General features: G+C 63.1%; 8 protein-coding genes. 6 read left to right on the forward strand and 2 right to left on the reverse strand.

Annotation, left to right across the window (positions count from 1 at the left end):
- Positions 1–170: 170 nt before the first annotated feature.
- Positions 171–2,081 (reverse strand): methyl-accepting chemotaxis protein, encoded by a 1,911-nt coding sequence (locus tag J9889_RS18895; RefSeq protein WP_048208552.1) that lies wholly within the window; start codon positions 2,079–2,081, stop codon positions 171–173.
- A 273-nt stretch (positions 2,082–2,354) separates the two neighbouring features.
- Here J9889_RS18895 and J9889_RS18900 point away from each other — a divergent pair, with 273 nt between their 5' ends.
- The 3 genes from J9889_RS18900 to J9889_RS18910 all read left to right on the forward strand — a co-directional run bounded on the left by J9889_RS18900 (position 2,355) and on the right by J9889_RS18910 (position 9,287).
- Complete coding sequence (locus J9889_RS18900; protein WP_210557698.1) at positions 2,355–4,658, forward strand: patatin-like phospholipase family protein; 2,304 nt, start codon at positions 2,355–2,357, stop codon at positions 4,656–4,658.
- Between the two features lie 228 nt (positions 4,659–4,886).
- Complete coding sequence (gene acnB, locus J9889_RS18905; protein WP_210557700.1) at positions 4,887–7,484, forward strand: bifunctional aconitate hydratase 2/2-methylisocitrate dehydratase; 2,598 nt, start codon at positions 4,887–4,889, stop codon at positions 7,482–7,484.
- A gap of 231 nt (positions 7,485–7,715) precedes the next feature.
- A complete protein-coding gene (locus J9889_RS18910; protein ID WP_210557702.1) occupies positions 7,716–9,287 on the forward strand; it encodes a cyclic diguanylate phosphodiesterase in 1,572 nt (523 codons plus the stop codon).
- On the opposite strand, the gene J9889_RS18915 is transcribed toward J9889_RS18910, so the two are convergent.
- A complete protein-coding gene (locus J9889_RS18915) occupies positions 9,284–10,201 on the reverse strand; it encodes a LysR family transcriptional regulator (protein WP_210557704.1) in 918 nt (305 codons plus the stop codon). The two genes, J9889_RS18910 and J9889_RS18915, sit on opposite strands and share 4 nt — an antisense overlap.
- A gap of 76 nt (positions 10,202–10,277) precedes the next feature.
- Between J9889_RS18915 and J9889_RS18920 the strand changes: the two genes are divergently transcribed.
- The 3 genes from J9889_RS18920 (at position 10,278) to J9889_RS18930 (ending at position 13,616) form a co-directional block, all read left to right on the forward strand.
- Entirely contained in the window at positions 10,278–10,895 is a 618-nt protein-coding gene (locus tag J9889_RS18920) for a LysE family transporter (protein ID WP_103244165.1), read from the forward strand.
- A gap of 115 nt (positions 10,896–11,010) precedes the next feature.
- Complete coding sequence (locus tag J9889_RS18925) at positions 11,011–12,417, forward strand: D-arabinono-1,4-lactone oxidase (protein WP_210557706.1); 1,407 nt, start codon at positions 11,011–11,013, stop codon at positions 12,415–12,417.
- Between the two features lie 71 nt (positions 12,418–12,488).
- Positions 12,489–13,616 carry a GTP-binding protein gene (locus tag J9889_RS18930; protein WP_164884641.1) on the forward strand — a complete coding sequence of 376 codons (1,128 nt, stop codon included), beginning with the start codon at positions 12,489–12,491 and terminating at the stop codon, positions 13,614–13,616.
- The last annotated feature ends 171 nt before the right edge of the window (positions 13,617–13,787 follow it).

Consider the following 13,787-nt stretch of genomic DNA (forward strand, 5'->3'; position numbering starts at 1 on the left):
GTATAACCTGGCCAGAAGGAGGCAATATCAATATGATGCACGGCGACAGCAGGGTGATGGTGGTGGTGTGTTTGGCGACAACCAGTTTACCAGCACCCTGTCTGTCAACTTCCACTTTCCCAGGATCCCGCGAAGAACCTGAAAAAAGGGCGCCGCAGCGCCCTTTCATCTTATAACCGGAAGTTGCCGACCAGCTTGTCGAGCTCGCCGGAGAGCTGTTGCAGGCTGCGGCTGGACTCGGTCAACTGGTGGGCGATGTCGGCGGTCTCCATGGTGAGCTGGTTGATGTCCTCCACGTTGCGGTTGATCTCCCCGACCACGCTCGACTGCTCTTCGGTGGCGGTGGCGACCTGGATGTTCATGTCGCTGATCTGGGTGATGTGCCCGGTGATCTGGTCGAGGGCGCCGTTGGCCTCGTCGGCCTGGGTCACCACCCGCAGGCTCTGGTTGCGCCCCTGGGCCATGGCGCTGACGGCGCGGGCGCTCTGCTCCTGGAGGCTGTTGATCATGCCCTGGATCTCGGCGGTGGAGGCGGCGGAGCGGCTGGCGAGGTTGCGCACCTCGTCGGCCACCACGGCGAAGCCACGGCCCTGCTCGCCGGCGCGGGCAGCCTCGATGGCGGCGTTGAGGGCCAGCAGGTTGGTCTGCTCCGAGATGCTGCGGATGGTGTCGAGGATGCTGCCGATGGAATCGGTCTGGCTCGCCAGTGACTCGATGACCCCGGCCACCTGCTCGATCTCACCGGATAGGCCGACGATGCCGTGACGGGCCTGGGCGACGACCTGGGCCCCCGCATCGGCCTGCTCGTTGGCCTGCTTGGCGACGTCGGCTGCCAGGGATGCATTGCCGGCGATCTCGCTGACGGTGGCTCCCATCTCGTGGATGGCGGTAGCGACCTGGACGGTGCGATCCCGCTGGGCGGTGCAGTTGTGCTGGGTGAGCTGGGCCTTGGCGGCCACCTCGTTGGCGGTGGCGGCGAGCTGGCGGGAGTTGCTCGCCACCTGTTCGATGGAGCCGTGGATCTTGGCGACAAAGTTGTTGAAGCCGGTCGCCACCTGGGCCAGTTCGTCACGGCCATCGACCTTGAGGCGATGGGTGAGGTCGCCATCACCGCTGCCGAGTTCGCGGAACAGGCGGGCCAGTTCGTTGAGGGGGCGGCTCACGGAGCCCGCCAGGAGAACGCCGAGCAGCCCCATGCCGACGGCGATGGCCAGGCTGACCAGCACCATGTGCAGGCGCGCTCTGTCCAGTTCGGCATAAATCTCGGCCTCCGGCACCTGGGCCACCAGATACCAGTCGAGCAGGGGGATGTAGCTGCTGGCCAGGATCACGGGCTGGCCGTCGACCTCGGCACGGGTGGCGGCAAAGGGCTGCTTGTTGAGCAGGTTGGTGCTGCTGCCGCTGGCCAGCTGGGTCAGGTTGTCCCGATCGATGCGGGCGGCGTCGGGGTGCAGCTTCACCTTGCCGCTGCCGTCTGTCATGAAGACGAAGCCGCTGTCGCCGATGCGGAAGTTGGCGAGCATGCTGACCATGCTGTCGAGGGATTTGGCTAGGCCGGCGAGGCCGCGTCCGTCGAGCTGCTGGAAGTTGACGAACAGTTTTACCTCGCCATTGCTCTCCCGAAAGATGCTGAGCATCAGATCCTGGCGGCTCTTGGTGTAGTCATAGAACCAGTTGTCCTGCTCGTGGTTCAGGATGCGCAGAAAACCGTCCTGGTTGTAGTAGGCGGCACTCTGACGATCGGCGAAGGAGGCGGTGACCAGGCCATACTGGCTCGTCATGTCCTTGAGCTGGTTGATAAGGATGGACTCCTGCTCCTTGGGCATGCCGCGCTCGACCCAGTCCAGCACGAAGCGGTCGTTGGCAAGCTGTCTGGCGGCATTGGCGACCGAAGTGAGATCCTTCTCGATCTCCTTGCCGATGCGCTGGGTCAGGTTGGGCAGCTCCTGCTCGAACATGCGGTTCTCGATCAGCTGCTGGGCAGAACGCTGGCTGAAATAGCCCACCAGCAGGCAGGAGAGGGCCACGGCGAGGATGACGGTGGCCAGAATTTTCTGTTTCAGTGTCAGGCTTGCGAACATAAGGGTGACTCGGAAGTGTGAACCAGGGTTGAACTCATAATAGCGGCTGATTTGGCGCGCTCTTGAGGCGGCGGGGGCGTTTATTGTCGATTAACGTTTGCGCTCACACCCGGATTGGACTGGATTGGCGCCCGATTTTGCCGAGACATCGTTGCAAGCGGGGCGACCCCTCGCCAGCACCCCGGCTTGCGGTTAAAGTGCTTGCACTTATAGTAGGCTGCACCTGACTGGCGGCCTGCCCGCTCGACTCGCACCGGATTTATGGACTCTCATATGCGCATCTTTCATCGGGGATGGACCCACCTGCTCGTGCTCCTGCTGGCGACCCTGCCGTTCATGGTGGCGGCCGGAGCCAATGATCCCGCGCCTTCGGCCAGAAACCCGGGGGCAACCAAGATGGAGCGTCCGAGGATCGCCCTGGTACTGAGCGGCGGCGGGGCCAAGGGGTCGGCCCATATCGGGGTGCTCAAGGTGCTGGAGGCAAAGCACATCCCGGTGGACATCATCGTCGGGACCAGCATGGGCTCCTATGTGGCGGGCATGTATGCCATGGGGCTCAGCGCCGAGGAGGTGGAGCGCACGACGCTGGCCATCGACTGGAACAAGGGCTATCAGGACAAGGTGGGGCGCGACGAGCTATCCCTGCGCAAGAAGCAGCAGACCGAGAAGTACCAGCTGCGCACCGACATCGGGGTCAACGGTGACCAGACCCAGCTGCCGGACGGCTTCTTCCAGGGACAGTCCATGGCCAGCCTGCTGCGCCACGCCACCTCCAACCTGCCGGCGCAAAAGAGCTTCGACAACCTGCCTATCCCCTATCGCGCGGTGGCGACCGACATGGAGACGGTGACCCCCTTCGTGCTGGATCACGGCAGCCTCGCCAAGGCGATGCAGGCCTCCATGTCCATTCCCGGTGCCCTCAAGCCGGTGGACTGGGACGGCCGCATCCTGGCCGATGGTGGCACGGTCAACAACATGCCGGTGGACGTGGCCAAGGCCATGGGGGCCGACGTGGTGATCGCGGTGGACATCGGCGCCAAGCTGCGTACCCGGGAATCCTTGAAGTCGGGGCTGGCCATGATCGATCAGCTCACCACCTATATGACCCAGGTGGGGACCGAAAAGCAGAAGGCGCTGCTCGGCCCCAGGGACATCCTGCTGACCCCCGAGTTCGGCAACATGGGGATCGCCGACTTCGCCCTGATGCCGGAGGGGATCAAGATCGGGGAGGCGGTTGCCAACAGTGCAGCGGCCCGGCTCGATGCGCTCTCTCTCTCGCCCGCCGCCTACGCCGACTATCGCAACGGCAAGCTGAGCCGGCGCGCCGAGCGCAGCGGCCAGCCCGCCTACTACATCGACAAGGTGGAGATCATCAACAAGTCGCGCCTCTCCGACGACACGGTGCGGGCCATGCTGAACGTGCGTCCGGACAAGGTGCAGACCTACGAGAGCCTGGAGGCGGGGATCCGTCGCCTCTACGCCCTGGAGTCGTTCGATCGGATCACCTACGAGGTGGAGGAGCGGGACGGGGAGAACGTGCTGGTGGTGGACGCCAGCGAGAAGAACTGGGGGCCGGGTTATCTTAACTTCCAGCTCGGTTTCTCCGATGACTTCGAGAGCAGCTCCAACTACAACGTCGGCATGTCCTACACCCTGACCAACGTGAACGACTGGGGAGGCGAGTGGCTGACCGAGGCGTCCCTCGGGACCGCCAAGCACCTCAAGACCGACTTCTACACCCCGCTGGAGCCCTCCCAGACCTACTTCGGCGAGACGAGCCTGGCCTACGACAAGACCCAGCGACGCGTCTTCTTCCCGGAAGAGAGCAGGTCCTCGTCCGGGGTCAGCTATCTGGACTCCGAGTACAGCTTCACCAGCGTGGATCTCGCCGTCGGCTGGAATCGCCAGCCCTGGAGCCGCTTCTCCCTTGGGCTGGAGGGCAAGATCGGCAGCGTGGAGATCCAGAACCTCACCAACGCGGATGCCGATGCCTCAGCCTGGGGACCCTACATCCGCTTCGAGCACGACACCCTCGACAGCCGCTACTTCCCCTATCAGGGGGTCTACTGGGACATCAAGGGTGGCTACTCCTACGTCGATCTCGACCCCGCGGACGCGCCCTCCGAGCAGGCCGAGGGGGTGAATTACCGGCTGGTGATGATCAAGCCCTGGTCCTGGGACAGACACAGCCTCAACCTGATGCTGGAAGGGGGCGGCTCAAGCTCCCAGGAGACGGTACCACTGTTCGTGCAGGATCTGGGCGGGCTGTTCCGCATGTCCGGCTTCCAGCATTACCAGTTGAGCGGTCGCTACAGCCTGTTCGGCGGATTGCGCTACATCTACCGGGTGGCGGACAACGATTTCGGTGCCTTCAAGGCGCCCCTGTTCCTCGGGGGCTCCCTCGAGCAAGGGGGGGTCTGGGACAAGGGAGAGGACATCAGCATCGAATCCTCCTATACCTCGGGTTCCCTCTATATGGGGGTGGAGAGTTTCCTCGGTCCCATCTTCCTCGGCTATGGCGTGGCGGAGGGGGGGCACGACATGTTCTATCTGCAATTGGGCACTACGTTCCAATAAGGGCGAAATGCTGCCTTTTTGTTAACTCACCTTGGGTGGGCGGCTTGTCACTCTAAAAAAAACTAATAGGTTTATATGGTTATGCTGGTTTGATGAATAACTGCACAGGGTTTGGATTTTAATTAGTCGTTAAAACTTATATAGTGGGGGGCACCCTACGGGTGTCCCGCAAGGACGATCGCCGCGAGCTTGGGCGAACCCCAAAAAAAGACCAAAGAGGAATTAGTCGTGCTTGAAACATACCGTAAACACGTCGCAGAACGTGCCGCCGAAGGCGTGGTTGCCAAACCTCTGGACGCAGAGCAGGTCGCCGCCCTGGTTGAGCTGATCAAGAATCCGCCCGCCGGCGAACAGGACTTTCTGAAAGAACTGTTGTCCTCCCGCATTCCCCCGGGTGTTGATGAAGCGGCCTATGTGAAAGCCGGCTTCCTGACCGCCGTCGCCAAGGGCGAGGCCCATTCCCCCATCCTGACTGCCGCCGAAGCCGTCGAGCTGCTCGGTACCATGCAGGGTGGTTACAACATTCAGCCGCTGATCGACCTGCTGGACGATGCGACCCTGGCTCCTCTTGCCGCCAAGGGCCTCTCCCACACCCTGCTGATGTTCGACTCCTTCCACGACGTGGAAGAGAAGGCCAAGGCGGGCAATGCCCACGCCAAGCAGGTGCTGCAATCCTGGGCCGACGCCGAGTGGTTCCTGAACCGCCCGGCCCTGGCCGAGAAGATCACCGTCACCGTGTTCAAGGTTACCGGCGAAACCAACACCGACGATCTGTCGCCGGCGCCGGACGCTTGGTCCCGCCCGGACATTCCGCTGCACGCCCTGGCGATGCTGAAGAACGCCCGTCCCGGCATCACCCCGGACAAGGATGGCGTCATCGGTCCCATCAAGACCATTGATTCCCTGAAAGAGCAGGGCTTCCCGCTGGCTTACGTGGGTGACGTGGTCGGTACCGGCTCTTCCCGTAAATCCGCTACCAACTCCGTGCTCTGGTTCATGGGCGACGACATTCCGTTCGTGCCGAACAAGCGTGCCGGCGGCGTCTGCCTCGGTGGCAAGATTGCCCCCATCTTCTTCAACACCATGGAAGATGCCGGCGCCCTGCCCATCGAAGTGGACGTCTCCAAGCTGGAAATGGGCGATGTCATCGACATCTTCCCCTATGAGGGCAAGATCACCCGCCACGGCACCGACGAGGTGCTGGCCCGGTTTGAACTGAAGACCGAGGTGCTGATCGATGAAGTGCGCGCCGGTGGCCGCATTCCGCTGATCATCGGCCGCGGCCTGACCGACAAGGCCCGCGAAGCGCTGGGTCTGCCGTTCTCCACCGTGTTCCGTCGTCCGCAGCCGGTGGCCGATACCGGCAAGGGCTTTACCCTGGCCCAGAAGATGGTGGGCAAGGCATGTGGCGTTGAGGGCATCCGCCCGGGCACCTACTGCGAACCCAAGATGACCACGGTCGGCTCCCAGGACACCACGGGCCCCATGACCCGCGACGAGCTCAAAGATCTCGCCTGCCTCGGCTTCTCTGCCGATCTGACCATGCAGTCCTTCTGCCACACCGCGGCCTATCCCAAGCCCATCGATGTGCAGACTCACCACACCCTGCCGGACTTCATCATGAACCGCGGCGGTGTGAGCTTGCGTCCGGGTGACGGTGTCATCCACTCCTGGCTGAACCGCATGCTGCTGCCGGATACCGTGGGTACCGGTGGTGACTCCCACACCCGTTTCCCCATCGGTATCTCCTTCCCGGCGGGCTCCGGTCTGGTGGCCTTCGCCGCCGCCACCGGCGTGATGCCGCTGGACATGCCGGAATCCGTGCTGGTGCGCTTCAAGGGCGAGCTGCAACCGGGCATCACCCTGCGTGATCTGGTCCATGCCATCCCCTACGCCGCCATCCAGAAAGGGCTGCTGACCGTCGAGAAAGCGGGCAAGAAGAACATCTTCTCCGGCCGCATCCTCGAGATCGAAGGTCTGCCAACCCTCAAGGTGGAGCAGGCGTTCGAGCTGGCCGACGCCAGCGCCGAGCGTTCCGCCGCCGGTTGCACCATCAAGCTGGATAAAGAGCCGATCATCGAGTATCTGAAGTCCAACATAGTGATGCTGAAATGGATGCTGTCCGAAGGCTACGGAGACGTGCGCACCATCACCCGCCGCATCAAGGGGATGGAAGAGTGGCTGGCCAACCCGGTACTGATGGAAGCGGACAAGGATGCCGAGTACGCCGAAATCATCGAGATTGACCTGGCCACCATCAAGGAGCCGATCCTGTGCGCGCCGAACGATCCGGACGATGCCCGCCTGCTCAGCACAGTAGCTGGTGACAAGATCGACGAGGTGTTCATCGGTTCCTGCATGACCAACATCGGCCACTTCCGCGCCGCCGGCAAACTGCTCGAGAAGTATCAGGGCGAGCTGCCGACCCGCATGTGGATCGCGCCGCCCACCAAGATGGACAAGGATCAGCTGACCGAAGAGGGCTACTACGGCATCTTTGGTCGCGTCGGTGCTCGCATCGAAATCCCGGGCTGTTCCCTCTGCATGGGCAACCAGGCGCGGGTAGCGGAAGGGGCCTCCGTGGTCTCCACCTCCACCCGCAACTTCCCGAACCGTCTGGGCAAGGGTGCCAACGTCTATCTGGCTTCTGCCGAGCTGGCCGCGGTTGCCGCCATCATCGGCAAGATCCCGACCGTGGAAGAGTATCTGCAGTATGCCAAGACCCTGGACGCCACTGCGGCTGACACCTACCGCTACCTGAACTTCAACGAGATCGCCTCCTACACCAAGAAGGCCGATGCGGTGATCCTGCAGCAAGCTGTCTGAGACTCGCCGGTCTGACCACTGAAAATAACAATGCCGCGTCTCGACGCGGCATTTTCCATTTCAGGGGGCTGCGCGATAATGACCCGCCATGCCCAGCAACGGCGTCGTCGATTTGCCTGGTACGCGCGTTGCGCTTTCGTTGTCTGGCCATGATGGCCCCACCGTTTCCTGGTGGGCATTTTTATACCGCGGTACCTGCGAAGCGGGCCCGCGCATTGCGGCGTGGTTGCTATGTTTCTGTTCCGGATTGATCTGGCCCGCATGAAGTGGCGCCTTGGTTGTGCCCTGCTGGTGTTAGCCCTGCCCCTGGTGGTGGGAGGGTGGATGGTGCATGACAGCTACGAGCAGGAGCTGAAGAACGATGCCAGTGCGTCAGCCAGCAAGGCCAGAACCTTGCTGGAGCGCATGCTGGATCAGGCCGAGCGGGCCAACCTCGAGGTATTGCCGCTGGCCGGTCGCTCCTGCAGCGACAACCTGTTGCTGCTGCGCAAGCGGGTGGCGCTGGAGCCGTTCCTGCGCTCCATCAATCTGGTGCGACAGGGGATCATCAACTGCACCTCGCTGTTCGGGCCTGCCAGGGAAGTGGATGACGGCTCCCGCTACACGGATCGCAAGTTGCTGCTGATGAGCGGCAACCTGGTGCGCAAGAATCACCCCTTGCTGGTGGTGCGTCAGGAGCGGGGGCGTGATGCGGCACTGAGCGCCATTGACAGCAGCCAGCTCAGTTTCATGCTCACCCTGAGCAGCGATCCCAGCGAGCTGTTCTTGCAGGTGGGGTCCGCCTGGCTCGATGAGTCCGGCCACTTCCAAAGCGATCCGCCGAAACTGCACAGCAAGTTTGCCCTGATACTCGCCTCCCAGCGTTACCCCTTCACCATCCACGCCGGTTATGCCATGCCGATCTACTGGCGTGCCCTGTGGGAGGCTCGCCATCTGCAACTGATCTGGCTGGGAGCCAGTTCGCTGGTGCTCTCACTGCTGGTGTGGTGGCTGCTTGGGCGGCCGGGGGCCCTGACGGACGAGCTGAGACGCGGGCTGCGAGCCAGGGAATTTGTCCCCTATCTGCAACCGCTGATCGCCAGCAAGGGCGGCAAGATGGTGGGAGCCGAGGTACTGATGCGCTGGCAACATGCCACCGAGGGGCTGATCCGCCCCGATCTCTTCATCCCCCAGGCGGAAGAGTCTGGCCTGATCGTGCCCATGACGGTCAACCTGATGAAGACGGTGGCCAAGACACTCCACCCGGTACAGGAGCAGTTGCCCGAGGCGTTTCACATCAGCTTCAACATCAGTGCCATCCACTGCCGGGACCTCTCCCTGGTGACGGAGTGCCGCGACTTCCTCGGCCACTTCGTGCCGGGACGGGTGGTGCTGGTGCTGGAGCTCACGGAGCGGGAGCTGCTGGTGACCAGCCCGCAGACCCTCTCCCTGTTTCGCCAGCTCGACGAGATGGGGGTGCAGCTCGCCATCGATGACTTTGGCACCGGCCACTCCAGCCTCATCTATCTGCAGCAATTCCACGTGGACTATCTCAAGATCGACCGCTCCTTCATCGGCCGTATCGGGACGGAGTCCCTCTCCGAGCACATCGTGGACAACGTCATCGACCTTGGGGGACGGCTGGGTTTGTCCCTGGTGGCCGAAGGGGTGGAGACGGAGCAGCAGGCCGCCTATCTGAGAGGCAAGGGGGTCCAGTATCTGCAGGGATACCTGTTTGCCCGCCCCATGCCGATACGCCAGTTCTGCCGGGAGCTGACGGCGGGAGAGATACAGGTCGCCGCCGGGCGCACCGCCCAGGGCTAGGCCGCGCCCACCAGGCTGTGCAGCCAGTTCACCAGGATGTCGTGGGGGCTGCCGGGTTCGGGTGGCGCGGGGGCGAGCAGGTGATAGCCGGTGCCGTCGGGGACGAAGCCGAGCGGTGCCACCAGCAGACCGGCCTCGATATCGTCGCACACCTGGCGGTAGGGGCCGATGGCGACTCCCAGTCCGGCGACTGCCGCCTGCAGGCTGAAATAGAAGTGCTCGAAGGTCTGACCCGGCACCTCCTCGTCGGCGGACATGCCTGCGTGCTGCTGCCACTCCAACCAGGCGCCCGGACGGGTCTTGGTGTGCAGACGAGGGGCTGTTGGTCTGAGGGCCTGCACATCCCCCCTGGGTTCAAAAAAGTGCGCCACCTTGCCCGGCGGGCAGACAGGGCCGGTCCGCTCCTCGAACAGCAACTGGCTGTAGAGCTCGGCAGGCCAGTGAAAGTCGTTGCGCCGGATGGCGAGATCGATGCCGCTGCCAAAGCTGAGGGCGCCGCCGCCCGCCATCAGGTGTACGTCCAGCTCCGGGTGCAGGGCCTGGAAGGCGGGCCAGCGCGGGATCAGCCAGCGCATCAGGAGGGTGGGTTCGCAGGAGAGCACCAGTGATTGGGGGCGGCTCTGCTGGCGCAGGGCCTGCGCCGTCTGGCGGATGCTGCCCAGCCCCTCTCTGACCGCCTGATAGAACCGTTCACCCGCGTCGGTCAGAAAGACCCGGCGCTGGCGCCGCTCGAACAGCATGACCCCCAGATCCTCCTCGAGCAGTCGTACCGCCCGGCTGATGGCGCCATGGGTGAGATGCAGTTCGTCGGCGGCGCGGCCGAAATGCTCGGTGCGGGCCGCCACCTCGAAACAGCGCAGGGCGGTGAGGGAGGGAAGCGAGAGGGATTTTTGTGAGTTTTTTTCACCATTCATGTCAGAAATCATCGTTCGTTATTGGTGTTATTGGCAAATAAAATAGCCGATATCCCCTCTAATCAGGACTCTTTTCATGACCGAACTGTTAGCCGTTGTCGCCATTACTCTCTTTGCCGTCATCAGCCCCGGGCCCGACTTTGCCATGGTGTCGCGCAACAGCCTGCTGCTCTCGCGCCGCACCGGCGTGCTGACGGCGATCGGCATCGCGGCCGGGGTCTGCGTGCACGTGACCTACACCCTGCTGGGGGTGGGCCTGCTGATCCAGCAATCCCTCTGGCTGTTCAACCTCATCAAGCTGGCAGGGGCCGCCTATCTCATCTTCCTCGGCATCAAGATGCTGCGGGCCAAACCGGCTGCCGATGAAGAGAGCATCTGTCAGCCTGCCCTCTCCAGCCTGGGGGCGCTGCGCACCGGATTTTTGACCAATGTGCTCAATCCCAAGACCACCATCTTCATCGTCAGCCTCTTCATGCAGGTGGTGCAGCCGCAGACGCCGCTGGCGGTCCAGATCGGCTATGGCGCCTTCATCGCGCTGGCGCACGCCCTCTGGTTTGGTGCGGTGGCGCTCTTCTTCTCCACCCCTGCGGTGCGGGACCGACTGCTGGCGGTACGCCACTGGATCGATCGGGTGTTCGGGGGCCTGCTGGTGGGATTCGGCATGTTGCTGGCATTGACCCAGCAGACGCGCTGAGGCGGGGAGGGGCGCTCCCCCTATCCACCCCCGACTGTAGGGTCTTGTTTTTCATGCCTTGGCAGCCACTTTTCGGTAGAATTGGCGCTCATTTTGAAGTCAGATGAGGCGCGGTATGACGGTCAGGTTCCAGGCATTTCACAGCATCAAGGCGATTGGCAATCGGGAGGTGCTGTTCAACTGGTCCAGAACCAACCCCCTCGGCGCCCTTGATCAGGTGTGGCGCCCGACGACCCGTGACGAGCTGCAGCAACTGCTGCGGGAATATCCCGAGCGCAAGCTGCGGCTCATCGGCTCCGGCCTCTCTTTCGAACCCATCCACAGCGTCTACGCCGAAGGCAGCCAGGCGCTGCTGGTGGACCTGAACCACCTGCGCGGCCAGCTGGACAAGACTGCCGATACGGTGACCTACCTGGCGGGGACGCCGCTTGATACCGTCTATGCCGACCTCATCGCCATGGATCGCATGCTGCCGGCGTCCCCCGGCGTCATCGGCATCCAGACCCTGGGCGGTGCGCTCAGCACCGGCACCCATGGGCAGGGACTGCACCAGTCCGCCCTGTGCGATGCGGTGGCTGCCCTGACCGTGATGCTGGCGAACGGCGACATCATCCGTGTGGATCGCACCGATCCGCGCTTCGGCGCCTTCGTGATGGGCATGGGGATGCTCGGCATCCTGCTGGATGTGACCCTCAACACCGTGCCCAACCGCATCATGCGCTGCACCAAGTTCACCACCGACTACCCCTTCCTGCTGGAACACAACGAGCGCCTCAACCGGGAGCACGCCTTCGTGAAGAGCTGGTGGTTCGCCTGGACCGGCGAGAGTCACATCTGGCTGGTGGATCCCGCCTCCGATGACGAGGTGGCCCGCTACCGCGCCGGGGGCAGCGAGCCGCTGGTGCTGGAGGGAGACATGAACGAGCGCATGAACCTGGCGCTCAATGCCACCATAGACGCGACCCTGCAGAAGATGGCCAGAGACACCAAGGACGAGGCCAGGGCAGGCGAGCACTTCGAGACGGTACGCCGCTTCAAGGACGCCTCGGATCTGGTGGGCAACGTCTACCAGATCCTCTGCAAGGGAATTCCTGCTCCCCAGATCAACTGCGAGGTGGCCGTGCCCCTCGAACGCATGGGGGAGGCTCTTGAAATCCTGCAGGCATGGCAGGAGGCGAACCCCGGCGTGCTGCACTACCCCTTCATCCTGCGCTGCACCGGTCCATCCGTGGCCTGGCTCAGTGCCGCCCATGGCAAGTCGGTGTGCTGGATAGGTTTTCTGGTCTATCTGGCGGCGGACGGGACCTTTGTCGGGGGCTCCATGGAGCAGATGCGCGAGTTGCAGCAACTGCTGGTGCCCCTCGGCGGCATTCCCCATTTCGGCAAGCACCTGGCGATGGACCTCTACGACTTCCCGGCCCTGTTGCCGCGCTGGCACGACTTCCTGGCCCTGAAGCGGGAGCTTGACCCCCATGGCCGTTTCGAAAACCGCTGGCTCGGCGACCTGTTCGCCAACCGGTAAGGATCTGACATGACCGATATGCAAGACACTCGCTTACTCATCCTCCTGCCGATCAGAGGGGGGGCAACCCGATGACAGACATGCAAGACACCCGCATCCCCGTGACCCTGCTGACCGGCTTTCTCGGCAGCGGCAAGACCACCTTGCTCAACCACTGGGTCAAGCAGCCCGAGCTCGGGGAGTGCGCCGTGCTCATCAACGAGTTCGGCTCCGTGGGGCTGGATCACCATCTGGTACAGCAGGTGGACGAGCAGGTGGTGCTGCTCGATTCCGGCTGCATCTGCTGCTCGGTGCAGGGCTCCCTGGTGGAGGCGCTGCAGGGGCTCTTCATGAAGGCCATCCAGCGCAAAATCAAACCCTTCAAACGGCTGATCATCGAGACCACGGGTCTGGCCGATCCGGCCCCTGTGCTGTTCACGTTGAGGGAAGAGGGCTTTATCGCCCAGCGCTACCGCTTCGATGGCACCGTCACCGTGGTGGATGCCGGCCATATCGAGCAGCAGCTTGCCGCTCAATATGAGGCGGTCAAACAGGTGGCGCTGGCGGATCTGCTGGTGGTGAGCAAGGGCGATCTGGTGGATGAAGAGACCCTTGCTCGGGTGGAGGCCCAACTGGCGGCCCTCAATCCGGCAGCCCCCATCCAGCGGGTCAGCAATGGGGTGCTCTCACCCGCGGTGCTGGAGAAGCTCGGCGCCTACAACGAGGCGGCGGGGCGCGACGTGCGCCAGTTGCTGGCCTGGCTGCGTACCGAATCCCCGAAACAGGGGCTGGCTTCGCCCATGCAGCCTAAGATAACGCCGTTTGCCGCCAAGGTGGGGACGGTCGCGCCCACCCGCTTCGAGCACGGCAATATCGAAAGTTTCTCCCTGCGCATCGGCGAGCCGCTCAAGCCCTCCCGCCTGCTGGCCGCCATCGATGCGGTGCAGGCGCAATACGGTGATGCCCTGCTGCGTCTCAAGGGGATATTGCAACTGGAAGGGGAGAGCCAGCCCGTGGTGATCCACGGGGTGCACGGCCAGCTCTATCCGTTGCAGGCGCTGGGGGAGTGGCCCGAAGGCAAGGCCCAGTCCCGGCTGGTTTTCATCGTGAAGAGCCAGGACAGGGTAGGCATAGAGCAGTTGTTCCTCTCGACCCTCAAGGCCCCCGAACCCAGCCTGGAAGAGCACCTCAAGGCCATGCTCGGCCAGCCGGATGCCTGATATGCTGATATGACCGGCGCTCGTGCGGGTCTAATGAGATGGTCACCCCCACCCTGTGAGCGGTACGCTGACAGGGTGTTTTTCTTTCAGGAGAGGCCATCATGGAAAACGTTGCGCTTATTGGTATTGATCTCGGTAAACACTCTTTTCACATTCACTGTCAAGACCGGT

Origin of the sequence: Aeromonas sp. PrichA-15 (assembly GCF_017939245.1) — a bacterium.
Taxonomy (GTDB): domain Bacteria; phylum Pseudomonadota; class Gammaproteobacteria; order Enterobacterales; family Aeromonadaceae; genus Aeromonas; species Aeromonas caviae.

Coding starts and splice junctions, on each gene's coding strand:
- J9889_RS18895 (WP_048208552.1), bottom strand. CDS start 2,081: ATGTTCGCAAGCCTGACACTGAAACAGAAAATTCTGGCCACCGTCATC.
- J9889_RS18900 (WP_210557698.1), top strand. CDS start 2,355: ATGCGCATCTTTCATCGGGGATGGACCCACCTGCTCGTGCTCCTGCTG.
- J9889_RS18910 (WP_210557702.1), top strand. CDS start 7,716: ATGTTTCTGTTCCGGATTGATCTGGCCCGCATGAAGTGGCGCCTTGGT.
- J9889_RS18915 (WP_210557704.1), bottom strand. CDS start 10,201: ATGAATGGTGAAAAAAACTCACAAAAATCCCTCTCGCTTCCCTCCCTC.
- J9889_RS18920 (WP_103244165.1), top strand. CDS start 10,278: ATGACCGAACTGTTAGCCGTTGTCGCCATTACTCTCTTTGCCGTCATC.
- J9889_RS18925 (WP_210557706.1), top strand. CDS start 11,011: ATGACGGTCAGGTTCCAGGCATTTCACAGCATCAAGGCGATTGGCAAT.
- J9889_RS18930 (WP_164884641.1), top strand. CDS start 12,489: ATGACAGACATGCAAGACACCCGCATCCCCGTGACCCTGCTGACCGGC.